Annotated in this window: 19 protein-coding genes; 3 read left to right on the forward strand and 16 right to left on the reverse strand. The window is 43.3% G+C overall.

Annotation, left to right across the window (positions count from 1 at the left end):
- Positions 1-11 precede the first annotated feature (11 nt).
- The 3 genes from HQN88_RS17155 to cntE are packed head-to-tail and all read left to right on the forward strand — an operon-like array spanning position 12 to position 2,899.
- Positions 12-848 carry an ABC transporter ATP-binding protein gene (locus tag HQN88_RS17155; protein ID WP_173114471.1) on the forward strand — a complete coding sequence of 279 codons (837 nt, stop codon included), beginning with the start codon at positions 12-14 and terminating at the stop codon, positions 846-848.
- 15 nt (positions 849-863) lie between these two features.
- Positions 864-1,694: a nickel import ATP-binding protein NikE gene (gene nikE / locus HQN88_RS17160; RefSeq protein ID WP_173114474.1), complete on the forward strand. Its 831-nt coding sequence runs from the start codon at positions 864-866 to the stop codon at positions 1,692-1,694.
- A complete protein-coding gene (gene cntE / locus HQN88_RS17165; RefSeq protein WP_173114477.1) occupies positions 1,691-2,899 on the forward strand; it encodes a staphylopine family metallophore export MFS transporter CntE in 1,209 nt (402 codons plus the stop codon). The genes nikE and cntE overlap by 4 nt, the downstream gene beginning before the upstream one ends.
- A gap of 146 nt (positions 2,900-3,045) precedes the next feature.
- On the opposite strand, the gene HQN88_RS17170 is transcribed toward cntE, so the two are convergent.
- The 16 genes from HQN88_RS17170 to hxlA all read right to left on the reverse strand — a co-directional run bounded on the left by HQN88_RS17170 (position 3,046) and on the right by hxlA (position 24,649).
- On the reverse strand, positions 3,046-8,442 hold the full coding sequence (locus HQN88_RS17170) for a polysaccharide lyase family 8 super-sandwich domain-containing protein (protein WP_173114480.1): 5,397 nt from the start codon (positions 8,440-8,442) through the stop codon (positions 3,046-3,048).
- 144 nt (positions 8,443-8,586) lie between these two features.
- On the reverse strand, positions 8,587-10,155 hold the full coding sequence (locus tag HQN88_RS17175) for an extracellular solute-binding protein (protein WP_173114483.1): 1,569 nt from the start codon (positions 10,153-10,155) through the stop codon (positions 8,587-8,589).
- Between the two features lie 59 nt (positions 10,156-10,214).
- Entirely contained in the window at positions 10,215-11,093 is an 879-nt protein-coding gene (locus tag HQN88_RS17180) for a carbohydrate ABC transporter permease (RefSeq protein ID WP_173114486.1), read from the reverse strand.
- Positions 11,094-11,103: 10 nt separating this feature from the next.
- Entirely contained in the window at positions 11,104-12,084 is a 981-nt protein-coding gene (locus tag HQN88_RS17185) for an ABC transporter permease (RefSeq protein WP_246320287.1), read from the reverse strand.
- Positions 12,085-12,226: 142 nt separating this feature from the next.
- A complete protein-coding gene (locus HQN88_RS17190; RefSeq protein ID WP_173114489.1) occupies positions 12,227-13,315 on the reverse strand; it encodes a response regulator in 1,089 nt (362 codons plus the stop codon).
- Positions 13,316-13,329: 14 nt separating this feature from the next.
- Positions 13,330-15,123 carry a cache domain-containing sensor histidine kinase gene (locus tag HQN88_RS17195; protein WP_173114492.1) on the reverse strand — a complete coding sequence of 598 codons (1,794 nt, stop codon included), beginning with the start codon at positions 15,121-15,123 and terminating at the stop codon, positions 13,330-13,332.
- 153 nt (positions 15,124-15,276) lie between these two features.
- Positions 15,277-16,233, reverse strand: coding sequence for an ABC transporter permease subunit (locus HQN88_RS17200; protein WP_173114495.1), 957 nt, complete (start codon positions 16,231-16,233; stop codon positions 15,277-15,279).
- Between the two features lie 2 nt (positions 16,234-16,235).
- A complete protein-coding gene (locus HQN88_RS17205; protein ID WP_173114498.1) occupies positions 16,236-17,300 on the reverse strand; it encodes an ABC transporter permease subunit in 1,065 nt (354 codons plus the stop codon).
- Between the two features lie 226 nt (positions 17,301-17,526).
- Complete coding sequence (locus tag HQN88_RS17210; RefSeq protein WP_173114501.1) at positions 17,527-18,603, reverse strand: Ger(x)C family spore germination protein; 1,077 nt, start codon at positions 18,601-18,603, stop codon at positions 17,527-17,529.
- Positions 18,600-19,688: a GerAB/ArcD/ProY family transporter gene (locus HQN88_RS17215; protein ID WP_173114504.1), complete on the reverse strand. Its 1,089-nt coding sequence runs from the start codon at positions 19,686-19,688 to the stop codon at positions 18,600-18,602. Before HQN88_RS17215 ends, HQN88_RS17210 begins: the two co-directional genes overlap by 4 nt.
- A 24-nt stretch (positions 19,689-19,712) precedes the next feature.
- Positions 19,713-21,164: a spore germination protein gene (locus HQN88_RS17220; RefSeq protein WP_246320288.1), complete on the reverse strand. Its 1,452-nt coding sequence runs from the start codon at positions 21,162-21,164 to the stop codon at positions 19,713-19,715.
- Positions 21,165-21,306: 142 nt separating this feature from the next.
- A complete protein-coding gene (locus tag HQN88_RS17225; RefSeq protein WP_173114507.1) occupies positions 21,307-22,068 on the reverse strand; it encodes an SDR family oxidoreductase in 762 nt (253 codons plus the stop codon).
- Positions 22,069-22,216: 148 nt separating this feature from the next.
- Positions 22,217-22,849, reverse strand: a complete 633-nt coding sequence (locus HQN88_RS17230) for a succinate dehydrogenase cytochrome b558 subunit (protein ID WP_173114510.1) — start codon at positions 22,847-22,849, stop codon at positions 22,217-22,219.
- 159 nt (positions 22,850-23,008) lie between these two features.
- Positions 23,009-23,380, reverse strand: a complete 372-nt coding sequence (locus tag HQN88_RS17235) for a winged helix-turn-helix transcriptional regulator (RefSeq protein WP_173114513.1) — start codon at positions 23,378-23,380, stop codon at positions 23,009-23,011.
- A gap of 68 nt (positions 23,381-23,448) precedes the next feature.
- On the reverse strand, positions 23,449-24,009 hold the full coding sequence (hxlB, locus tag HQN88_RS17240; protein ID WP_173114516.1) for a 6-phospho-3-hexuloisomerase: 561 nt from the start codon (positions 24,007-24,009) through the stop codon (positions 23,449-23,451).
- 4 nt (positions 24,010-24,013) lie between these two features.
- Entirely contained in the window at positions 24,014-24,649 is a 636-nt protein-coding gene (gene hxlA, locus HQN88_RS17245) for a 3-hexulose-6-phosphate synthase (RefSeq protein ID WP_173114519.1), read from the reverse strand.
- Between the last annotated feature and the right edge of the window lie 78 nt (positions 24,650-24,727).

The following is a 24,727-nucleotide window of genomic DNA, read 5'->3' on the forward strand; positions in this document are numbered from 1 at the left end:
ATGAGGCTAACATGAACACATCCCGCAATGTTTTGCAGGTCAGTGGGCTGAATGTCAAAATAGACACAAATCAAGGTCAACTTCAACTTCTTCATGATATTCATTTCAACTTAGAAGAGGGGCAAATTCTCGGCCTAGTCGGCGAAAGTGGTTGCGGCAAAAGCATGACATGCAAATCTATCTTGCAGTTAATGGATCCACATACCTTTGTCGAAGGCAGTATTCAACTGCGTGGCCGTGAGCTTAACGGCTTGGATCCGAAGGAAATGCGCCGCATTCGAGGCAAAGAAATAGGTTTCATTATGCAAAATCCGATGAATGCCTTTACGCCAGTGTATTCTATTGGAAATCAATTTATTGAAACCATCCGTACACACAGCAAACTGAGCAAAAAAGAAGCCACTGAGCTAGCTGCCGCTTCTCTCGATAACGTTAATTTGCCAAATCCCTATGAGCTTCTCAAGCTATACCCTTCTCAACTGAGCGGGGGCATGCTGCAACGTGTGATGATTGCGATATGTATGTGCCTGAAACCCACCGTTGTTATCGCCGATGAACCCACTACCGCATTGGATATGGTCAACCAATTACAAGTGTTACGACAGCTAGAACGGCTGCGATCGGAATGTGGGACAACCATTTTGCTGATTTCTCATGATTTAAGCGTCATTGCAGAAATGGCAGATGAAGTGATGGTTATGCAGCATGGGAGAATTGTTGAACAAGCTGATGTCTTTCAACTATTCGATCAACCTGCACATGACTATACAAAAAATTTGCTAAACGCAAGGATGCAGTTACCCGATTTCACAAGTAAGCCAACGTTCGCGTACACTGCAAACTTTTAAAAAGAGGTCACATACATGAGCTTACTGCACGTACAGGAAGTCAGCCATACTTACGGAAAAAATCGATTGTTTAGCACTGCACGCCAACAACCACCAATCCTGTCTAACATCTCTTTCTCTATCGAGGAAGGCGAATGTCTAGGTTTATTGGGGAGTAGTGGAGCTGGTAAAAGTACACTCGGTAAAGTTATTCTTGGGTTGGAGAAACCACAGCAAGGTAAGGTCATCTTGATGGGGCACGATATGTACAGCATGCATGCATCCTCTCGCAGAATAGTTCGTCGAGACTTGCAAGTTGTTTTACAAGATTGTTATTCGGCCGTTAATCCACGCATGTCTGCCGAACAGATCATTGGAGAGCCCCTCAGCAACTACATGTCAATGTCGTTGCTTGAACAAAAGCGAGCGGTCTGCGAGCTGTTGGAAAGGGTTGGACTACAGGCAACTGACGCTTTGAAATCCCCCCATCAATTCAGTGGCGGCCAATTGCAAAGAATCAACATTGCAAGGGCGATTGCGCTGAAGCCGAAGCTTATCGTGTTAGATGAGCCGATTAGCAGCCTTGATATGGTGAATCAAAGCCAGATATTAGCCTTGTTACATGACTTGAAGTTAACATTCGGGCTTTCTTATCTATTCATCACCCATGACATCAAGGCTGCTTACGCGCTGTCGGATCGGTTAGCGGTCATGGAGCAGGGTAAGCTCATAGGGCAGTTCGAAAACAAGGAATCGATTTTCACATCGTCTCAACCTGCAGTAAAACGCTTGTTACAATCCGTCCTTGCTGAGCATCCGCGAGATCGAAAAATCAAACCTATTCAGACAGAATGTCTGTCACTATGAATAAAAGCGGCCCCTTATCTTTACCTTTTATCAGGCTATATGCCATCACTTTTCTATTTTTCAGCGCAAATCCAATCTTAAATATCATTGTACCTCTGCGCAGCGAAGCTCAAGGCGCAAGTAATGCAGAAATCGGCGTCATGATGGGCGCTTATATGATAACGAGCATGCTTTTCCGTCCGTGGGCGGGCAGTATCGTCCATCGCTTCGGACCGTTACCTGTATTACGCATTTTATTACTTGCAAATGGCCTTATTCTTATTCTGTATACGATATCTAGCTTGGAGTGGTACTTCGCTCTTCGTGCTATGCAAGGCGTAACGACGGCATTTTTCTCCTTATCGCTTCAACTAGGTATAGTTGATAAGCTGGCTCACAATGACCGATCTGAGGGCATATCCCTTTATTTGTTAGCGGGCATGCTGCCTACGGTAATCGGTCCTATTCTGGCATTAACCTTGTGGGACTGGGGCGGAATGCATGCATTCACAACATCTATGATCATTGTTGCACTCGCCACAGGTATCATAGGCTTCACGGCTCCACTGCCCTCCAGATCGCAAATAACTCAAGAGAAGCAACAGCATGCAAGCTCCCTACCTTCTCAGTTGAGCTGGCTATGGACTCATCGTGGATTTCTTGTATGTAGTACAGCTATGCTTATTGCTTCTGTCTCCTTTAGCGCTGTAACAACGTATATTGCGCTATATACAAAACATAGCGGTGTCGGTCATGCCGGCATTTACTTGATGCTCCAAGCTGGCGTGATGGTTTTTTGCAGATTCGCCTTACGCAAAAAAGTTCCTTCAGACGGCCAATGGCATCCCCGTTTTCTTATTGGCTTACTGCTAAGCATGGCTGTTGGCTTGAACCTATTGGCACTAGCCGTTTATGGCGGGGCATCATTCATGTATGCAGGTTCCTTGTTGATCGGGTTAGGCATGGCGCTGCTCTACCCCCATTTAGTGACGTATTTGACCATTGTACTGCCAATGTCCTCCCGCAATACGTTAATCGGTGTTTTCATTGCCGTATCCGATCTCGGTTCTGTACTTGGCAACATCGTAATGGGGACGATTGCCGATCATATGTCCTACTCTTTTATGTATGGCATTTGCGCTGGCTTATTGCTGACCTCCGTTGCGATAATACTCATAAATGGTCATCGTTTAGCGATCCGTCCCGAAGGGACCCAAAAAAGGTAGACATATATGTATACAGCTTGTAAAACATAAGTTTGGTAGCAAACCTAGCTCATGCCTTTAGCCTTTCCTTATGCGTAAAAACACAAGAAACCCATCTCAAGGTTGGATGGGTTTCTTGTATGATGAAAAGGACATTTTTTCAGATTTTAGAATTGGAATACAATGGTTGAATCTGTAATATCATGTACACTTTCTTTCGTCGTTCCACCATAGGTCATGCTGAACGTATAAGTGCCTGATAATAACTCTTTGTTGATCTCGCCGCCGCTCGTATGTCCGAACGTCCTCCAGCTTCCTGCATAATAGGTCACATTGCCAGTGTCTATCCCATTTCCTTGACTATCCTTTAGCTGCACCTTCACGTTCACCGTTTGGAAGACAACTACGGCGTCGGTTTCCGTATTCTGCACCTTCTCTTTGTACGTCCCTTCATAAGTCATGCTAAACGTATACGATCCAGATAATAACTCCTTGCTAATCTCACCGCCGCTCGTATGTCCGAACGTCCGCCAGCTTCCTGCATAATAGGTCACATTGCCGCTGTCTATCCCATTCCCTTGACTATTCTTTAACTGCACCTTCACGTTGACCGTCTGGAAAACAACCACGGGATCGGTTACGGTATTCTGCACCTTCTCTTTATACGTCCCTTCATACGTCATACCGAAGGTATAAGATCCAGGCAGCAGCTCCTTGCTGATTTCACCGCTGCTTGTATCGCCGATCGTACGCCAGCTTCCTGCATAATAGGTCACGTTGCCGCTGTCTATCGGATTACCTTGACTATTCTTCAACTGCACCTTCACGTTGACCGTCTGGAAAACAACCACGGCGTCGGTTCCGGTATTTTGCACCTTCTCTTTGTACGTTCCTTCATAACTCATCGCAAATGTATAGCTTTTATTCGGTAGAGATTTACTTACCATTCCGGAAGCATCCGTTATGCCAAAATCCTTCCATCCGCCGTCATAATATTTAACTGTACCGCCGCTTAATGCATTGCCATTGCTGTCTTTGAGTTGAACCTTCACAGCTGTCGCAGCAAGGGTAAAGCTAAGAGTCTGTGGAGGCTCAACATTGCCTGCTTGATCTGTTGACTTATACATCAAGCTGATCTGACCTTGCTTATCAAACGTAACAGCTGACGAATAAAGATGCCATGTTGTCCCGTTATCCAGACTGTACTCGGTTCTCGCCACACCCGACAAGTTATCGGTACTCTGCAATGTTAGTGTGACGGGATTCACGAATGTCCCATTGGGTCCATCTGGCTCTAGTGGAAATACACTTGCAGTCGTAACTGGTGCTGTTTTATCGATCTCATTAACGGTTGGCGTTGTTACAGGAGGAGCCCACACTTCAAGCTCCACATGATTACTGTACACATTCGTTGAGTTGCCATTCAACCATAACCGCACATACCTTGCATTTGTTGTAGCAAAAGGAATATCCTTCCCGCCGCTTGTTTCCACGTACTCGGCGTCTGTTCCTATACCCTGACCTGCACTATTATCGGTATCATTATTGAATACCGTAGTCTTCGTCGCAAAGGTAGGGTCATTCGATACTTGGACGACAACATCACGGTATTTCCATCCGCTTCCGAAATAGTGCCACAATTTAATGTCGTTAATATCATAACTCTCTCCGAGGTCTAGCTGTATCCAATTGACAGAGCTGGAATACATATCTACAAAGTTAGCGTTCGTCTTATCTCCATCTGTAAGTCGCACTTTATTTTGGGCATTTGAACTGGAAGTTATGGCTGTCTTATTCAATGCCACATTCGTAGGTAGAGCAGGTGGTACTACAGGTGCTCCAGGTTTACTCGTAATCGAGACTTTACCAAGCTGAGTAACATAGGCATTCGTCGCATCATGCATGAATACGATTTTCAGGTACTTCGTGCCTACCGGCAGCGATTCATTGTAGCTAAATTTATTCCAGGTTCCCACTGCTTTAAGCACACCAGTCCTGATCGGCGTGACTGGCGTATAAGTAATGTTGTCTGGTGAAGAAAAAAATTGATAATCGGTAAACGGCCCATTATTTAAATACCATGTGTCCGCAGCAAATTTATCTATATCCATATCCATAAACGACTTATAAATTACATATTCATTCAAGTTTTTCGTTCTGGTTAAACGGGAAGCATCACCTTCCATCTTGGCTGCGTTGCTTGAGTCAAATCTAAAATTAGCCGTATGGTCGAACATATTCGTAAAATCATACACATCATCTGTCACAGTTACCGTGCCAGCTCCAGCTGGAGGTGCTGCTAACGGATCATACTGAATGGACAATTTATGGGAAATTCCGTCCTTAGCTCCTGTATTTACTTCAAACTTGATCGTTGGGCTTAACTGCAAGATCGTAATCGTCGGATCCTTTGTTACAACCGAAACGCCAGCTTTTTCAATTTCATACGTTAGCTTGTTCTGCTTGTGTGTCGGATCGGAAATCGCAAAATCCAACACGCCAGCCTGCTCCTTCAGCATCATGGAAGATGGGTTATACGATATTACACCCCCAACCATGCCTGCGTTCCAGAAATTTGCTCCTGTGATGCCCAGGACTTTTTCTTTCACCGCATGCACATCCGTATTGTTCATGAGGATTTCAATATCCGGATTGTTGCCGTACGACGTCGTTTCCTGCGATGTTTTGTTTGGCAGTAAGACATAGGAATAGTCCTTATTTACCGGGTTACTGCCATGATCATACCAGAGTGTCAGATATTTTTTGGTAATTGTACCAAGTCCCGTATTGCCAAGCGCCTGCCAAGTGCCTTTTCTTGTTTCTCTCAATCCTTTGATTGACGCAGGTTGAGGGAAAAAGTAGCCGCCTGTTCCTTCCAAGTAAACGGACGAAACATTCGTCATGTCCTCTGACCAGCCCAGTCCAGATGGCTTCGTGACGCCATTGACCACAAGCTGTTCATCACCATTATTTTTAGGCAGATTATGATGTACAGGATTTAATACAGCGCCCAGTGTGTTTGGTGCATAGAATTGAATTTCAGAAAGTCGATTTGTGAGATCAAGATTATTTCCGTGAAATACAATTTTCATATATCTGGCTGTCGTATCTGGAATGTCATAGGCTATGATCTCAGAGCTTAAGACACTATTTTGACCGCTGTATACGGTCGTCCAAGTCGTGTTGTTGGTCGACGTTTGAAGATCAAATGAATAATGTTTAGTAAGGCCATCGAAGAAGCTTATGCCTGCATAACCCACCTGAACATTGCTGCCAAGATCGTAGATAAGTGATTGTCCGTCACCCACGGAAGAGTAATAAGTCGTAATATCGGAGTCCGTGGTTTCCGTTTTGTTGGTTGTGGACAAAGCATTCAAAGAAGCAACCGTTAGTGGAATAATGGCATTTCCTTGCGCATTAGGAGCATAAATTTGCGCCTCTAGAATGTGGTTAAATTGGTTCGCAGTGTTGCCATGTCCGATAATTTTCACATATCTTGCCTGCACATCAGGGAAATCGTACACTTTAATATCAGCAGCGCTCCCACCAGGAATGGAACTTCCGCTATATACATTCGTCCAAACTGAATTATCCGTTGATACTTGAATATCGAAGCTCGTTGCTCTCGATGTTTGACTTTGGAAGTTGATGCCCACATAACCAATAGGCTGTAATTTGCCAAGATCATACTGGATCCACTGATCATTGCCTAAGGCTGACCATTTTGAATCCAAATTATTGTCTAATGTATGCTGCGGCACATTGCCATCATTGCTGTTACCGGTTACTGCATATACTTTCAGACGCAGCGGTTCGCCGGCAATTGGCGTTGAAACAGGAGAAGCCAGATCGATACTCTTGGAAAACGTTTCTTTATTCAGCATGCGATTCTCGATCGTTGTTTCAATTTTTCGATTGTCCGTGGAGTTAATACCACTGCCGATGGCGACGATCTCATCGTCAAACATGAACCAGGATTTTCTGGCTTTAAGGGAGCTGCTCGCGGCTTTCAAATCCATGCCTACTGCAGCGTATAGATTATTAAGTTCGCTGCCTCCTGTCCATGGATTGGGACTTACATAATTCATATTGGAATTATCGGCTCTGGTCATCGTATCCACCGTGGTACCCGACAAACGGTACAGGTTTACGGTTGGCCAAAAATCAGTATATTGATTCAGATCCTGATTATATAAATAAGTCATTCCCTCGCTCGTATACCAACCCTTTTTATTGTCATTTGAAATCGACTCGTAATTGGCAATCCGGCTGGAAGACATACTGACCCCAAAGCCGAAGCCCGGCTTAAGTGAGACCGCTCTGTCCATACCTGCAAACACTTTGGTAAGAACCTTCTCATCTCTAGGAATAATGTTCGGATCATTGATCACAGACTTAGCCAGCAGCATTGTAGCTAAATCGATATCTTTGTAGAAATTACTTAAGCTATTCTGAAGCATCCAATACTTCACCATAGCTTTCATTCTCAGCGCATCTACAGGCGGCGCAGATTGTGACAAGCGTAATATAGCTCCCATCACTTTATGAGCCGGAACTTGGTCTTGATAATAATTTCTCGCCACTTCTCGACTTCTGATCATATCCATCAAGGCACCTTTGTAGATAAACGGCTCATAGGAGTCGTATACCCATTGATACACATTATTAATGCCGCTGTAGGTAGGATACCATTGCGTTCCTCCCAGTAAGTTTAAGATTTTCGCTACATCCTGAATCAGGGCTGCTCCATAACCTCCATTATAAGCAAACCTGCCATGCATCACGAAAGAACCATCCTGATAAAATCCGTCCCCCGTTGTCACATAGTCCATCACCTTAGACAAGGCGTCTCTTGCATTCGACAGCATTGTATCCGATTTCATAATAATGCCTTGCACAGCTAGATAGGAGGCTTTCCAAACACGGTTAGTTCCTGTAAGTTCCGTTAAGTCTATACTCATTTTGGTATTATCGGGAGAAAAATGTTGAATCATATTCATATATTTCGTAATTCTGTCTGGCGTAGCTAACAGATCATCGTACATTAATAAAACAGCATCTGAGAGTTGAAGAGGGGTACCGATCTCTAAGTCATACCATAAATCCCATGAAGACACCGGATATACCGTTTCGTTGTACCGATTCACATACATCCATTCCAAGGCGTCGAGGATGTCAATTTTTAGCGTTTGATTCCCATAGAAGCTGGATCCAACGCTTTTGTAGGCGATCGCCATCTCTTTAATTCGAGTATAGTTCTGAGTAAGATGCAACGGCTTACCGATATTGGCTGGATCGTATATATCTGCCCATAAATAAAGCCTGCCAGGTGCTTTATTCAAGGTGCCCCAGCTGGATTGAGCTAACAAATTGACTTTATAAGCAACATCGGGATCAGAAGTATTATATCCAGTACCTCCAGTTATGGTCGCCTCATACTTTGTTCTTAAATCATCATACACATCATTCGCACTTGCATTACGCAATCCGACTTGGCCAAAAACCGAAAATAAGAGCGCTAGAATCAAGATTATACCCAATTTTTTCCTAATCTTTTTTAACATAATAAACCACCATCTCTCTCATTGATTATTCAGCCATCAGCTGTGGACAGCAAAAAAGACGGAAGAGCAAATTTGGTATGTTACACAATACCGCCACTTCTTCCGTCTTCTGTTCTCTTATAGAATTATTGTTCCATTCACGATTTATTTTTTCTTACTATTATAATAGTCGGTTTCATATTTGATCCTTTCGGTACCGGCTTGTGCTCTCCATTGCTTCACATACGTATCGAAGTAATCGAGTGGTTCCTTGCCAAGCATGATCTGAGCGGCTGCTTCTTGGAAAAGCGTACCGCTGAATTCCAATTCAGGCTTTGCGGGTAATTTGGTAGGGGGGAGACCCGCTACAATACTCTTCATTCCTTCTGCAGCGGCGACTTTATAAGCCGCATCCACTTTGTCCGCTGCTTCCTTGCTGCCTAATTGAATTTCCAGGAAGTCTCTGTTGTAGGCGACCAGATTGAAGGTACTTGGACGCCAAAGTGCCGTTTTGTCATCTGTATCCTTTTTGATATCATAGGTAATTTTGCCGCCATCCTTCTTGTACGTTATGTTTGGTATCCCAAAATTAACGAACTCTTGGCCTTCCTGACTAACGAGCCAATCAAGCATTTTCACGATCGCAGCTGGATCTTTCGCAGCTTTGGTGACCATGAACGACTTATTAGATGCACGAACCGAAGTCCCTGAACTTTCTACGCCGGGTGCTTTCGGCGTTTTAATGGCAATTACATTTGCGCCTATACCGGGGAGAGACTTGTTTAATTTATCCTGCCAATCCCAAGCAAGCGAAGGTGTATGCACCCAAGTACCAACCAAGTTATTTTGGATCTTCTGCTCCCAGACATTCCGTTTGTTTGTCAGAAACTCGCTGTCAATCAGCTTCTCTTCAACCAATGTCCGGAAAAATCCAAGCGCTTGCTTCATATTAGGACTAATAACCGATGGCACTACCTCGCCATTAACTAATATACGGTTGAAAGCATCCACACCGAACATGGTCATTACATTGTCGACCCAACTGAACTTTTCACGACCTGAGATCGCCATCTCATCTTTTTTGCCGTTGCCATTCGGATCCTTATCACGGAATGCCCGCAGCATCGTCAACAATTCATCAGGCGTTTGGGGCGGGTTGGCAATACCAACCTTATCCATCCAGTCTTTACGGACATATAGCACATTATTTCCTAGCTGTCCTTCTGGAATCGCCATAATTTTCCCACCCGTTGTGACTTCGTCCCAAGCGGCTTGCGATATCACTTTTTTCAAATTGGGGCCGTATTTATCAATATAATCGTTTAATGGGATAATCTGTTCATTTTGCAATAATTCATAATTAATACCCCAACCTCCGACGACATCGGGGATATCACCGCTGGCAAATTTAATTCTAACCTGCTCCCCATACTGCCCATGCGGTAGGAATACCCAATCCAGATCCGTATTCGATTTTTGAGCCACGTATTTCATCGTAGGGTCATCCATTGTCTTTCCACCTGGAATCGGTTGGTTAACATCACTTGCGAACACGCGGATTTTCACCGGTGCTGCTGGTGTGGCAGGCGCTTGTGAAACGCTTGTTTGCGTACTTGTTTGACTCGGTGTTGTGCTAGAACTGCTGCTCTCATTACCCGAAGAACATGCTGTGAGAAGCACGATTGTAGACATTGTTAAGCAAACCGTACTCCCCCATTTCTTTTTGAAGCTCATATTGTTACCCTCCCTAGGTTTTCTTCATGATCTATAAAGGCATATGCCTGAATATTCAGTTATTCTTTGACAGAACCAAGCAACGCTCCTTTAACAAAATGCTTCTGCAAAAAAGGATAAATCAGTACAACGGGCACGGTGGCTAATACAATCGTGGCCATTTGAATGGCGACCGGAGAGAGCTTGATGCCGCCTTCTGCAGCCGCACCTGCCGTCGAGTCCGAATCCCCATTGGCAATCAACGAGTATAGGTACATTTGCAGCGTTTGTTTGTTGCGGTCATTAATAAACAAGAGCGGCCCAAAATAATTATTCCAATGGCCCACTGCATAAAACAAAAGAAGTGTCATGACAATCGGCATGGATAAGGGTACTACGATACGCCATACCATGCCGTATTCGCTCATGCCATCCACACGAGCTGCATCAAATAAATCATCGGGTACCGTACGAAAAAACGTCAAACATAGAATCATATTAAAAGCACTAATGGCACCCGGCAAGATGAGAGCCCATATGGAATTTAACAGAAATAAATTTTTCACAAGTAAATAGGATGGTATAATCGGAGCGCTAAAAATCATCGTAAAAATGATTAACAGCATAAAAAACTTTCTTCCCTTTAAATCCATCTTGGACAACGGATAAGCTGTAATCATCGTTAGTACCATATTGACCATGGTACCTATCACTACGATTTGGACTGTCATCCAACCTGCCTTCCAGAAAGTGCTATTATTCGCGACTAGTTTGAAATTATCAAGGGTCGCTTCTACCGGCCATAAGAAGACCCTATTATGAATAAGAGCGTTCGAAGAACTGAACGAGCCTGCGATAACGTAAAGGATCGGCAGCATGGCTCCAACTGTAATCAGGATGAGAAAACTGACGTTAGAGACATCGAAAACCTTTTCACCGAATGATTTTCTAATTTTCATATACGACCACCTAGAATAACCCTTCCCCAGAAACTTTTTTACTGATTCGATTTGCCGTAATTAAAAGCGTAAAGCCGATGACGGATTTAAACAGCCCTATCGCGGTTGTGACGCTGTATTGCCCCCCTAAGATACCTTGCCGATAGGCATAAGTATCCAACACTTCACCTACCTTAAGCGTAGTTGGGTTTAAGAATAAATACACTTGCTCGAAGCCAACATCCAGTACGTGGCCGATTTTGAGCAGCAGTAGAATAACAATAGCAGGTAGAAGTCCTGGGAATGTGACATGCACGAATTGCTTCCATCGTCCTGCCCCATCAATTCGCGCTGCCTCATAATAGGAAGGGCTTATCCCCGCCAAAGCTGCCAAAAAGATGATTGTACTCCACCCCATCTCCTTCCAGATGCCAGAACTGATTAGCAACGTGCGAAAGTATTCCGGCATTTGCAAGAAACTGATTGGCTCATATCCGAACCATGCCAACACCAAGTTAACGAAACCTGTCTGGCTGGAGAACATCATATAGACTAAGCCGTATACAATCGTCCAGGATAGAAAGTGAGGCAAGTAAAGCAACGTTTGCACCATGCGTTTAAGCGCCAAATGTCTCAGTTCATTCAACAAACAAGCGAGTATAATTGGAGCAGGAAACGCAAAGATAATTTGATAAAAACTTAAGATGATTGTATTAGCGATTAATCGCTTGAATTGTGGGTACGTAACTAACTGCTCGAACCATTGAAATCCGACCCAATCACTCTTAAGGAATCCTTTGTAAATATTGTAATCTTGAAACGCAATGACACTTCCTAGCAATGGAATGTATTTAAATATAACAAAATACAAAATTCCCGGTAGCAGCATCAAGTACAACGGATGATTTCTCCTTAGGTATCGGAAAAGCGACGACTTAACAACACCTGTGGAGCCTTCAGACGCTCCTGCAAGTAATGCCTCATGCTTTGTTGATAGCAACTTATTGTTCAATCCATTCCATTCCTTTCTCTATCTGTTTAAACTTATTATAAGGGACTGGAAAGTTACCTCATACAGGATAAGCGTTCGTTTATACCTGACGATATTCGGGAGATTGGGCAAAAAAAGACACACCGCTCGGTGTGTAGGATCATTAGGATTCCATTCGCTTCTTGTAATCCAATGGATTCAAACCAAAATGTTTTTTGAATAATTTCGTGAAATAGTCGACGTCTTCATAGCCAACACGATTTGCGATTTCGTACACTTTTAATTGGGAGTTTAGCAAGAATTCGCGCGAATGATTCATTCGTTCCACAACGATAAATTGCCATACGGTCATGTCCGTTTCCTGCTTGAATAAGGTGCACATATACGTTTTGTTGTGTGAAACGATGTCAGCCAGATCCTGCAAATTAATTTTTTCTCCATAATGGACTCGGATATATTGCTTCATCATGTCCACAACCTTACTTGACTGATTGTCACGGATGCCACGCATGACCGACATCAGGCTATTGGCTCCTTCTTCAAGTCTTCTAACTGCGCATAAGCGAAAATAACTTCGAGTGGCATGAAGGAACAGCAGATTCTCCCCCAGCCCCAAATCCTTCCCTTCATCCAACTCCAGTCGAAGTTTGTCCTTCGCCATCTCTTCAATGACAGTTTGCAGCCATAGATTAGAAAGCACATGTAGTAAATAGTAGTTACCTGCCGCCCATCCTTCCAATAACTCAAGGGTTTCAACAATGAGCAGCGGCATTCTGTCCGTCCGCAGCATTTGGATATGTTCGATCCATCGTTCCATCCATGATCGGTTCATCGGCAGTTTACGTAATATCAATTGGGCAGCCTCGTGATTTCGTTCCTGTATAATACGATTTGTCGCCGCATTCAAGGACTCGTGAATGGACTGCGGATTTATCGGTTTTAAAATATAATCCAGCGCAGATAGCTTCATACTACGTTGCGCATATTGAAAATCGTCATAACTGGAAACGACCATGCACTTCATCCATGGATAAAGCCGATTGATATGTTCAATTAATTCTAATCCGTCCATAGCTGGCATTCGAATATCCGTAATGCATAAATCCGCATAATGCTCTTCTAGCCATTCCAACGCTTTAACGCCGTTTGAAGCAGTTCCCGCAACGACCGTTGTATCGTTGTAGCCAGATACATATTTAGATAAACTGTTACAAATTAACATGGAATCATCTACAATAAGCACTCGAATCATACTTAGGCCCCCTCTTAGGTTCGATATGGAAAGCGAATGATAATACGCGTCCCGCCTTCCGGCAGTAATCGCTCTACGAATACCCCTGTTTCCGGCTCGTTATAAAACGTTTTTAACCGGTAATGGACGTTCAGCACACCTATTCGGGAAAAACGCATGTAATCTTGCTCCGTCTGCCCGATGCTTAACGCCTGTTGAATCGTGTTCAACCTTTCGTCCGTGAATCCGATCCCGTTATCCTCAATGACGATTTGGACGTACCGCTCCTTCCAGCGTGTCGTCGATATCCTTATCAACAAACGATCCCCAGTCACTTCATAAGCATGTTTAACACTGTTTTCAACAAAGGGTTGAATAATGGCTTTCAGGCATTGCGCATCCAGGGTGGAAGTATCGTGTTCAAAACTTAACGATATATTGTCACCGTACAAGATACGAATGATAAAAAAATAATTTTTTAAGTGATCAAACTCATCTTTGACTGTAACAATAGTTTGTTGATAGTTGGATGTGTACCTCAGCATGTCAGACAATGCGATCGTTGTCTGTTGAATATCGGGTTGTTCAGCCAAATGAGCCATGGAATTGATGGATTCCAGTGCATTGTATAGAAAGTGGGAATTAATTTGCGATTGTAACGCAGATAATACAGCATGCTGCTGGACGAGACGGGTCTCAGCCAGCTGAAGAATCGAATTTTCTATGCGATCTAGGAGTAAATTATAGGCCGAAGCAAGCTCAGCCACTTCATCAATTCCGGTCACCTCGGCACGGATATCGAATTGATCGAGTTTCGTCATTTTGATCGTCCTGCGCAGCTGTTTCAGTCTTCGTGTTATGGAATGAGAAGTTAAATAAGCCAGAATGGAAGCAATCAACAGCCCCGCAATTGTAAGCGTTATCGTCAAATGACGAATATTGGATATGCTTTTAGCCAAATCTCCGTAAGGTACGATAACAATAACTTTCCATTCTGTACCTGTGATGGTTTGATACACGATCATTTGTTTCGATTCAGCTCTGTAATAGGAACCTGAAAGGTTGGAGCTGATATTCGTAAAAATGCCAGGATCCAGCTTTGTATTGATTCGCTCTGGGTCGGGATAGGATACAATCGTTCCAGATTGATCAACAATCATGCCAAGCCCGTGCTCGCCCAGCTGGATTTCATTTAATATTTCTTGTGTAGCTAGAAGGGAAATATCGATGGCCAAGTAACCGTTCTGTTCAGCAAAACGAAACTTTTGCGCATACGTTAAAATAGGGATGCTCTTTGACCTCCCCGCTTTATCGGTGTACTGGTCGTCCATCCCATAATGACGGGAAATCTTCCCTGTCAGTTGCATACTACCCAGCCACGATTCATTCTTCATCGCATAATAAGGTGCTAGAATAGATTCCCACATGTATTCATTGCGATATGTGCTCTCGTTCCCATTCTCGTTATAGAACTTGATGGACAAGGTTTCTGGATGGTAGGTGGTAAAGGGGGTAATCCATGTTTTTTCTATCTTTTGGTAGCTATCGAAGAGGCCATATTGATCATTAGGTCCCGTCTTTAACCAATCCTGAAACTCTCTGCTTCCGCTAATCGTGCGAAAGAACTGTTCATTATCCCTGATATATCGGCTCAGGTTCAGGTTCGCTTGCTTCAGAATCTGGTTACTGAAACGCACCACATCATTATTGATTGCCTCTGAGCTTTTAATGAAGCTGAATGTGCTGACCCCGGTTACCGTAATAAAAATAGTGGCAAAAATGATTAGAATGAGCTTCCATTCCAATGAACTCCGGATCGCTTGAATCATGCTCATTTCCTCCTCGGACAGATGTCTACGCTTTCGGACTCCTTTGTCAAGATTTATGTTACCAAATATTGCCTCCATCCACCAGAGTTTAATAGATAGACCCCAGTTAACTATGATTAGGGTACACGAACGAGACATGATTTTCGACCATCCTCATCGAGTACGCTTCTTGAATTGATACAGGAAGAATTGCAGGGAAAGAATCAAGAGAGCGAAAGCAATTCCTGAATCGATAACGATAAAGGGATAGACTTGGATGTACTTAGCTCCGTAAGCAATCAACGAGGTCCACTCGCCGGTAGTCGTCAGATATATAAGATAGGGCACTTCACCTGGCACTAACTTATCTACCATATCCAACGTTTCTGAGCCTCCGATGATGATATTGAAAATCGCCAATTGACCCATAAGGAAGAGCACGATGATGAATTCACTAATCGCGATATAAAGCAACTCAACTCTCATGTTTGAAAAGATGTGCCTTACGATCCTATGAAATGATGAGCCGCCCATCAACCGAGATGCGTCGACATATGGTTTCGAATTGTAGAAACGGGCTCTTTCAGCAATCTGGTAGGCGAGAGGAAAGATGCCTAGGACAGTCACCATGAAGATAAAGATGATTGTAAATTGCATCAAATTGTGCGGATTCGCTTTGTCCACCTCGTTCAAGCCAAGTTTGAAGTACATGCCTACCAGCGGTGGGTACAAAAACAAGAACGCTGGCACGGCAGAGATGACCCATTGCATCGTTCGCAATACGCCTCCTCCTCTCCCCGTCGTTCCCGACCACATGCCTAGCGGCATAGCGATAATGAATCTTAATCCCGTTAATAAAGCGGCATACGCCAATGTGTATTTCAAGCCATTCAGCAGCAAGCTCAACATATCGAAGCCCCTGTGATCTGTCCCTAGAAGATAAGTTGCATTCGGACGAAGAGGAGGCGTTTCGTAAATTGTTTTGCCATCGATTATTTTCGTTATTAAGTACAATTTATCCGCGTTCATAAAACCATGGGGCTTAATCATGCCGCCTATTGCCGCTAATCCTACGATGAAAACGATAATCGAACAGGCGAAATAAAACTGTATCGAGGATTTCTTTTTCATTGTCATGCACTCTCCTTAATCTGTACGACAAAGAGCTTACTGAGCAACGCATATGTGATATGAAACAGAATCGCTAGAATGACCAGTACAATGCAAAAGATCGGAGTGGCGCTGATATTTTGTACTCTTGAACTTACAATGTATCCGCCGAGTCCAAGAATATCGCACATCGCTTCCGCAACTGCCATGCTTGCGAGTGCCAAAGTCGTCGCTTTGGGCAATACCATCAACAGGTCTTCCATGATGTTCCGGATAACATGACGAAAGATTACTTCCCGTTGGGATAATCCTTTAGCCAGCGCTGTCGTGATGTAATCCTGCGTCATCTCGCGTTCGATCGCGAGCCGCAGCGTACCGTAAATCAAAACGCCGGGAATTAGGGAGATAGCAAGAAATGGAATCGTAAACGGAATATTATTGCCATAATGTGCAACCAGTATGACATTTCTTCCCGTCAAGCGAGTTAAATAAATAGACATAAGCTGGATGAGAATGATCAGGAGAAAGTCCGGCAGGCCACTTAATACTGCGTGGACCGAATCTAACAACCTCCCTATCGCAGACCGTATCGAAGCCAACAGCGATAACAGAACGGACAACAACACCCCAGTGATCAGACCTGGTATGAAATAAGTGCAAGTCCGGATGATCGTTTCCGTTACTATGCTTTTTACTTGGATGACATAATTTCCGGTGCGGATCAGACCTAATTCGCCATGGGAGTAGTCATGTAAGAGGTCCTTAAGGGAAAACAGATAGTAGCGAAACGAAATCTCTGGCTTCTCCACCGGTACAGTTCTCGGAAGGAAAACGCCGGGAAGGTTAATGGCCAACTTCCCATAATCGTCAACTCTGCCATAAGGTACGGAGAAAATGTGTCTACTCGCATCAACAATTGTGCTTCCGGGAAGCTGGGAGACGACTTCTTCATTCGTTGACTCCGAGCTTAGGTTAATTCGCAACAGATCAGGCGCCTCAAGAATGAAGGCTTTGCTGATATTGCTCAACAGAAAGACAGCTGCAATGGTAATGAGGCTAAGAATTCCCCACTTCAAAATGATTTTCATTATAATCAGACTCCTTTCTGACATTACTAAGACAATTCGCAACTCTCATGTGTGACTTGATTTTTATGGCAATATTTGATTATTAATGTGATTAAATAATGCGTTGCTTTGTTTTTGCAAATTAAAAAAGCACCCCTATGTCTACGATCATGAAGTTTAAAAATTCATGTTCATCCATAGAGGTGCCTTTGTTCATGCTGTTAAGTTCCTTATGTGCAATATAACTTTATTTCCTGATTCCCATTTCCGAAATAGTCACTTTAACAATCAATTTAACGTTCATCATTTGATATTCTTGCTTCCATTCCTCTTCGTTCCAATTTCGCGTTTTACTTCTGACGAAATCTCCCAATCCGAGCGGGTCGATCCCTTCTTTTTTACATATTTGTATGAGATCCATGCCAGTTGAGGTTAGATCCTTTTCGAAAAGGTCTTTTATTTTCCCCTGCTCTTGTATGCTTAATTGATTCGACTTCGAGTCGATAATTTCGCCCTTCAAGCTAAGATTTATCGTCACTTTTGGACTTTTCGAATCTTTCCCTACTCGATAATTCACCTTTGAACCGACATTTTTTACTGCAATGTAAGAGCCATTGTCCAGCTTTGCTTCAAGAGTACCGTACTTCTCATCGCGCAGAAGAAGGTTCATAACTCGCATCTGCTTTTCGTTCACTGACATGAGATATTTGTCATGTTTAAATAAAGCTAATCCGGTAATCATAACTTGATTATTTTGCAAATTAAGAACCGGCAAAAATGGGTCCATTCCCTGTCCCCAATACGAATACTCAAAATCGTGAAGATTTTGCCTGGGAACAAGTCCATTCCGCACGTTCGTATCGAGTAAATTGTACAAAAACATCCCTTTTTCCTCATTTGAAGTGAAATTCGCCTTCAATATCTCCTTTGCTTTTCCATCGACAACAGCTAAATACATCCTTCGGGAAGCTACAGCGTCACGCAAAAACACATCCAATTCATCTATCAATCCCTTTGCCGCCAACTCTTGTCCGATTATAATCACCGAAAGACTTCCTGGTTTAATAGGCCGACTTAATTGCATGTCCATTAATTCTGCCATGTTCCTAGTGGTGTGGCCCACCTTTGAGTACAATATATTTGAAACGGAACTGGACTTACCAGCTTGAAACTTAGGCGCGGCGATCGTAAATTCGATTTGATCATCAGGTGCTTCATCTAAGGCACAGACAAAAGATATCGTAATTTTTTCTAATGTTTGTTGCTTTACGCACCCCGTTAACAAGAAACAGATGAGCCCTAGCAAGAAAAAATACCGACTCATACTGTTCTTCTCACTTTCATTCTGACAGCGTCGACTATAAATAAAAACGGGACGTACACAAAAACAATATAAAATCCGATCCCGGATAACAAGGTTTGAACAGATTCAATGCGAGTATGATCTGGAATTAGACATACAGTGGCAAAAACAAGAATCAATAATATCGGCAGAGCTGTCAATTGTTTCACCGTGAACATGATTTTACACATTCGGCTTGAAGCCCAAAGACAGAAGCATAGGATAGGAATCACCCATAATATCTGTGCAGCTGCGCCGATATATTCAAATCGTTCAATAAAAGGAAAATGAATAAATTTATATTTGGTTAATTGTGGCCATATTTCCTTCGATAATTGCTCAGGTTTGAACATTAATATTGAAAAGAAGATAATTAAAAGATACGACACGGTTGAAACAAAATTAGCTAAATGTGCCCACTTTTGTGATTTCTTTGGTGTTTCGATGAATGTGTAACAGAAAAATAACGTTTCCACGCCTAAATAGGGATATGTCATCTCTTTTCCTGCTTGGATAATATCGTTCAGCGAATGATCAAAAACTGGCGTTAGATTGTTAAAATGAAAATAAGCCACTGGAAAAAATAAAGCCAATATGGTTATATATCGTACCAAGCTAAACATACAAATACCAACGATAACTCGAAAACCCCCTGCAACAATGTAATAAACAAGGAAGAGTAATACCAATGCCAATGGCCATGTCGCTAAGTCAGGAAATAGCCATACTTGTATAATTTCTATAAATTGCCGTATTAGGAAACTGGCAACGAGCAGGAAGTAAATGATAAAGATAAAGTTAAGAACTCCACCCACCAATTTCCCGAAAAATTGTTGATGAATATGGGTAAGATCCGTCTCACTATGGCCCAGAATTCGATATATCATCCAAATAACGACGTGGAAACAGATCCCGCATAGGATGACTGAGATCCAAGTATCTTGGCCGGCCAATTGCATCGGCTTGATCGACATAGAGAGATACTCAGGTCCGAACTGCATCGAATGAATCAACACGAATACAAGGAAAGGCGAAATAGTAAATCTCGGGTGTTCTGTTGATTTCATCTTGGTATCACTCCCAGAGCTGCTTCATTCGTCTATGTCTTTTTTAGTGTTTGCTTTCTCCCTGTCGAATCTTACAGGCTTTCTTGTTCTTAAAAAGCTGTATCTATGATGAAACTTGGAATATGGTGGACGAATGACCGTATCGAATAAGTCGGAGGTGCGAAAAGGATAAAAAGGAACCAAGTAAGGCATCCCTAGAGAAGTTAATCGCAATAGATGCGCTACCATGGCTATGATACAGATGAAAATCCCCAATAACCCCCATAATTGCGCAGCGAATATAAATGGAAATCGAAGGATTCGAATGGTAGCGCTCATTCGGAAAATGGGTGTAGTGAAAGAAGCCAAAGCCGACAACGCCACAATGATCAATAAAAAGTTGCTTGTAAGCGCAGCTTCAACGGCAGCCGTACCAAGCACAATGCCTCCTACAATGCCAATGGTTTGTCCGATTTTCGTAGGTAATCTGGCGCCAGCTTCCCGTAACAATTCAATAACAAGCTCCATAATGAGCACTTCCACAATTGGAGGAAAAGGTACATTGATCCTGGATGAAATAATCGTAGGTAAAAAAACGGGTGAAATACTCTGACCATGATACGTGATAACGGCAACATATAAGGGTGAGGCGAAAACGGAAAACAACACGGAGAACATGCGAATCAAGCGTAGTATGGAGGCAATAATCCATGGCAAATAATAATCTTCATAGGTAATAAAAAATTGCCAAAGGTTGACTGGTGCAAAAAACGCAGTCGGGGACCCGTCCTTCAAAACGCATATTTGACCCGATGATACGGCCCAAGCAACATAATCAGGTCTTTCGGTCCCGATCGTCTGTGGAAAGATCGAGTTGGAATTATCTTCGATCATTTGTTGAAGCAAAGTAGTATCCGTAATTTGATCGAATTGTACATCCTCTATGCGCTGGATGCATGTATGCAAATATTGTTCGTTCGTTAATCCCTCTATGTAAACAATCGCAACTCTCGACTTGGAAATGCTCCCTGTAGTAAGCTCCTTAATACGTAACTCAGGATAGGGAACTCGCTTGCGAATCAGGTTAAGATTGACGTCCAATGATTCAACAAAGGATTCTTTCGGTCCCTCAACCGTGAATTCGGTTTCAGGTATCGATACGTTACGCCCCTTTAATGCAGCGGCATTGACCAACATACATGAATGGCTTTGCAGGCCATATTGAATAGCAACGTATCCCCGATAAATTTTATCTTGAATGAGGTCCCATTCGGTGGATATTTCTTTTTCCGGTACAGGGATCAATGGGTACAAATCCTCGAAGGATATGTCCGAATTACTGCTCAGACAACCGAGGATATGCCACTGAAGGACTTCTGGCTCTGTAAGAGATTTAAAATATCCGATGAACAAAGAATTAGCGTTCATTTTATGTTCGTAGCATACGAAATCGGCTGAATCACTAAGCTCCTTCCATAATGGAGGGACTGTATTCAATTCTAATCACCTTTTCTAATCATAATTTCTAATTCATTGTGTCACTTCAAGGGAATAATTATACAGAATCCAAGCATGTAAAAAAGGAGCCCCGTCGTGCTCGGTGCTCCTTCACTTCTCACATAGTTATTGTTTTAGTTGTTTACACATTGACTGTAGTACGGTTAAGCCAATCCTTTAAGTGCGTCGTGGTAATGCGCGCGTTGTTATCGTTTGGAACGAGGGATTGGTCATTCACCTCTACTGAGCCGTAGTAGGGCGCTTTGGCGTCTGTGACAACCTGGCGAGTGTCTTTCGTTGCGCTAAAAAATTGTCGGACCAGCTCGTCCATACGAATCTGATCGGGTCCAGCCACATCCACAATGCCATTCACTGGCGCCGCAAGTGTGAAATCAGCTAGCGCAGCTGCAACATCATCCGAAACGATAGGCTGCATGAGGGCGGAAGGCAACCGAACGGTATCCCCGACAGTAGCCACATCGGCTATGCCGCCAATGAATTCAAAGAACTGCGTCGCACGGACGATTGTATAAGGAACCTTGGAACGCTGGATTAGCTCTTCTTGAGCCATTTTCGCGCGGAAATAACCACTTTGTAGAAGGCGTTCAGTACCTACAACCGACAACGCAACATGATGACTTACGCCAGCTGTTGCTTCAGCAGCAAGAAGGTTCGTATTGGATGTAACGAAGAAATCCAAAACTGCCTGGTCTTCCCACGAAGGCGCATTTGACACGTCGACGACAACCTGTGCACCGCTAAGCGCTTCTGCCAGGCCCTCACCGGTAATCGTGTTGACACCTAAAGATGGTGATGCTGCCACTACCTCGTGACCAAGCTGACGAAGGTTGTTCACAAGTTTTTTCCCAATAAGTCCACTACCACCGATAACTACAATTTTCATGAGATTTCCTCCTAGTTTTTATATCGTTACTACATTGTGTCATAACGGTTAACTACCTTTGTTGTGTAACACTATAAAGACAAATGGCGATCTGAATCTGTGACATCATTTGATTTATATTTTCCCTCGCTCATATCCGATATCCATTTTATTTAAATTCCTCACCAGTAAAAGCAAGGAGCGAAAGAAAGAACAGCAAGGAAATAAGCACAAATACACCTATACATATATTTGAAGAAATTTTTTGTGAGCGCGGTGAGATCGTAATGCCCCAGCTTATCAGGAACGCCCAGAGGCCATTGCTGAAATGGAATACTGCCGACAATACGCCGATGATGTAAATGATAAAGAGCACGGGATTCGCGGCAATTTGATGCATCGTCGAACCAAGTTCCTCATGCGTAATATTCCCCAAGTAAATTTGAAAACGAGTATTAAAAAAATGCCAAAATACGAAGATAAATGTGATAACCCCAGTAATCCGTTGCAGAGTAAATGCCCAGTTGCGGACGTAGGTGTATTGTCCTGAGTTCAGATTGGACTGATAGGCCATGTATAACCCATAAATGCCATGAAACAAAATCGGTAGGTATATTCCAAAAATCTCAAGCAACGGCTTTAATGGCAGGCTATTAATGAAATGCACGTAGCTAGCGAAGCCTTCTGGTCCTCGTTCAAACGCTTGAAAGTTGATCGATGCATGCACTAGTATAAAACCCCCGAGAGGAATTACCCCTAGTAGCGAATGCAGTTTGCGCCAGTAATAGGAATCTCCTTTCATTTTCCACCTCTCTAAGTTGACTTATTTCCCTTTGACTTAACCTCTTTTTTTGGGGACACTACTAAGACAATTAGCAACTTCAATATGTGACATTCTCCTCCCTCCAATCTAAATTTTTTTACAAAAGAAAAAAAGAGAAGTCATGTAACTGACCTCTCTTTACTTTCTAACTGAATCGCCTTTTTGAATGACGTTCTCTCTATAGCCTTTGCCCCAATCATACATCATCTGCAGTAAAGGCATCAGACTTTGTCCATACCCTGTCAGGGAATATTCCACTTTAGGCGGATTCTCCGCGAATACTTCACGGCAAATAAGTAGATCCTCTTCCAGCTCGCGAAGTTGATTCGTTAACATTTTCTGTGTAATGCCAGGGATGAGCCGCTTTAATTCTCCGAAGCGCTTCGTTCCTTCTAGTCCCAGATGCCACATAATAATTAACTTCCACTTTCCTCCGATAACAGCCAGTGTTAGTTCTTTCTCGCAATTAATATCCTGCAAATTAATTCGTTCTTTGACTTCAAGTGCCACTCTGTTGCGGCCTCCTCTCTACATACCCATTATACAGTAGTTAGGAAGAAGCCTTCTACCTCATAACATCATTCTAGATTTGCATGATTAACATACATGCTGCTCGTATCCATCTCTAGCTTCTGCATGAGGCTTAAGACGACAACATCGTAAAACAAAAGCAGCGTTTGCTCATACAAACTCCCCATAGGCTGTAAGGAGACTGCTGCATCAAATTGATCTTTGCGAGCTCCTGTCAGCTTAACCGTATGATTCGCAATTCGACCAATGGTCGATTGCGCAGACAGCGTAATCAAGACGACCTCTACATGAAACGCAGCGGACTTTTGGGCAAAAGCGACAAGTAGGGGGGTCTCCCCAGAACCTGACCCAATAACGAGCAGATCGCCGGCCTTAATCGCGGGTGTAACAGTCTCTCCAACAACATAGACAGGAATACCCAACTGCATAAGGCGCATGGCAAAAGCACGCCCCATGAGTCCCGATCTTCCCGCTCCCGCTACAAAAACCCTGTTCGCTTTTATAATCCGCTCGGCAAGCTCAGCAACATCACCTTCATTAATTTGCTGAAATGCTTGATAAAGCTCGGCTGCTACTTGTGATGAACCTGCCGTTTTATAAGGAATCATGGTCTCACCCTGCCGCTTGAACCAGCCGCTTCATCTCCGCAGCAGCTGCTTGTCGATTCTCTTGTCCCGTAATACCTCCCCCGACAATGACCAAATCAGGTCTTGCTTCCAATACCTCGGGCAGCGTGTTCAGCTTAATTCCTCCGGCGATAGCCGTTTTAGCATGTTTAACCACTCTCTTAATTGTCGCTAAGTCTTCTAAGGAGTTTTTCCCAGCCGCTTGGTGATCGTAACCGGAATGAACGCAAATATAATCTACACCTAGTGCGTCAATTTCTTGTGCTCGTTTTGCGATATCAGGTACATTGATCATGTCGACCATAATCTTAGTTCCCTGCTTTCTAGCTTCAGCGACGGCACCGCTGATGGTCGTATCATCGGAGACGCCCAACACCGTAATGATGTCCGCTCCTGCTTCTGATGCCTTCATAACTTCATAACCGCCCGCATCCATAATTTTTAAATCTGCCAGTACTTTTACATGCGGATACGCGGCTTTCAATTCTTTGACAGCACGTAAACCTTCATTAATGATAACCGGTGTGCCAATTTCCACGACATCCACATAGGCTGCCACTTCATTTACAATCTCTTTCGCTCCTTGAATATCCACTAAATCTAAAGCCAGTTGTAGTTCCATCGTGAATCTCTCCTTCTATTTGCAATTCTGTTGAATGCCATAGACCCATTGTAGGGCCATGCCGCTCATCAGAAAAGT

It is taken from the genome of Paenibacillus qinlingensis (assembly GCF_013204845.1).
GTDB classification, from domain to species: domain Bacteria; phylum Bacillota; class Bacilli; order Paenibacillales; family NBRC-103111; genus Paenibacillus_E; species Paenibacillus_E qinlingensis.

What these genes read in the sequence shown, in the direction of transcription:
- HQN88_RS17155 (WP_173114471.1), top strand. Translation starts at nt 12, where the DNA reads ATGAACACATCCCGCAATGTTTTGCAGGTCAGTGGGCTGAATGTCAAA.
- nikE (WP_173114474.1), top strand. Translation starts at nt 864, where the DNA reads ATGAGCTTACTGCACGTACAGGAAGTCAGCCATACTTACGGAAAAAAT.
- cntE (WP_173114477.1), top strand. Translation starts at nt 1,691, where the DNA reads ATGAATAAAAGCGGCCCCTTATCTTTACCTTTTATCAGGCTATATGCC.
- HQN88_RS17170 (WP_173114480.1), bottom strand. Translation starts at nt 8,442, where the DNA reads ATGTTAAAAAAGATTAGGAAAAAATTGGGTATAATCTTGATTCTAGCG.
- HQN88_RS17175 (WP_173114483.1), bottom strand. Translation starts at nt 10,155, where the DNA reads ATGAGCTTCAAAAAGAAATGGGGGAGTACGGTTTGCTTAACAATGTCT.
- HQN88_RS17180 (WP_173114486.1), bottom strand. Translation starts at nt 11,093, where the DNA reads ATGAAAATTAGAAAATCATTCGGTGAAAAGGTTTTCGATGTCTCTAAC.
- HQN88_RS17190 (WP_173114489.1), bottom strand. Translation starts at nt 13,315, where the DNA reads ATGATTCGAGTGCTTATTGTAGATGATTCCATGTTAATTTGTAACAGT.
- HQN88_RS17195 (WP_173114492.1), bottom strand. Translation starts at nt 15,123, where the DNA reads ATGATTCAAGCGATCCGGAGTTCATTGGAATGGAAGCTCATTCTAATC.
- HQN88_RS17200 (WP_173114495.1), bottom strand. Translation starts at nt 16,233, where the DNA reads ATGAAAAAGAAATCCTCGATACAGTTTTATTTCGCCTGTTCGATTATC.
- HQN88_RS17205 (WP_173114498.1), bottom strand. Translation starts at nt 17,300, where the DNA reads ATGAAAATCATTTTGAAGTGGGGAATTCTTAGCCTCATTACCATTGCA.
- HQN88_RS17210 (WP_173114501.1), bottom strand. Translation starts at nt 18,603, where the DNA reads ATGAGTCGGTATTTTTTCTTGCTAGGGCTCATCTGTTTCTTGTTAACG.
- HQN88_RS17215 (WP_173114504.1), bottom strand. Translation starts at nt 19,688, where the DNA reads ATGAAATCAACAGAACACCCGAGATTTACTATTTCGCCTTTCCTTGTA.
- HQN88_RS17225 (WP_173114507.1), bottom strand. Translation starts at nt 22,068, where the DNA reads ATGAAAATTGTAGTTATCGGTGGTAGTGGACTTATTGGGAAAAAACTT.
- HQN88_RS17230 (WP_173114510.1), bottom strand. Translation starts at nt 22,849, where the DNA reads ATGAAAGGAGATTCCTATTACTGGCGCAAACTGCATTCGCTACTAGGG.
- hxlB (WP_173114516.1), bottom strand. Translation starts at nt 24,009, where the DNA reads ATGATTCCTTATAAAACGGCAGGTTCATCACAAGTAGCAGCCGAGCTT.
- hxlA (WP_173114519.1), bottom strand. Translation starts at nt 24,649, where the DNA reads ATGGAACTACAACTGGCTTTAGATTTAGTGGATATTCAAGGAGCGAAA.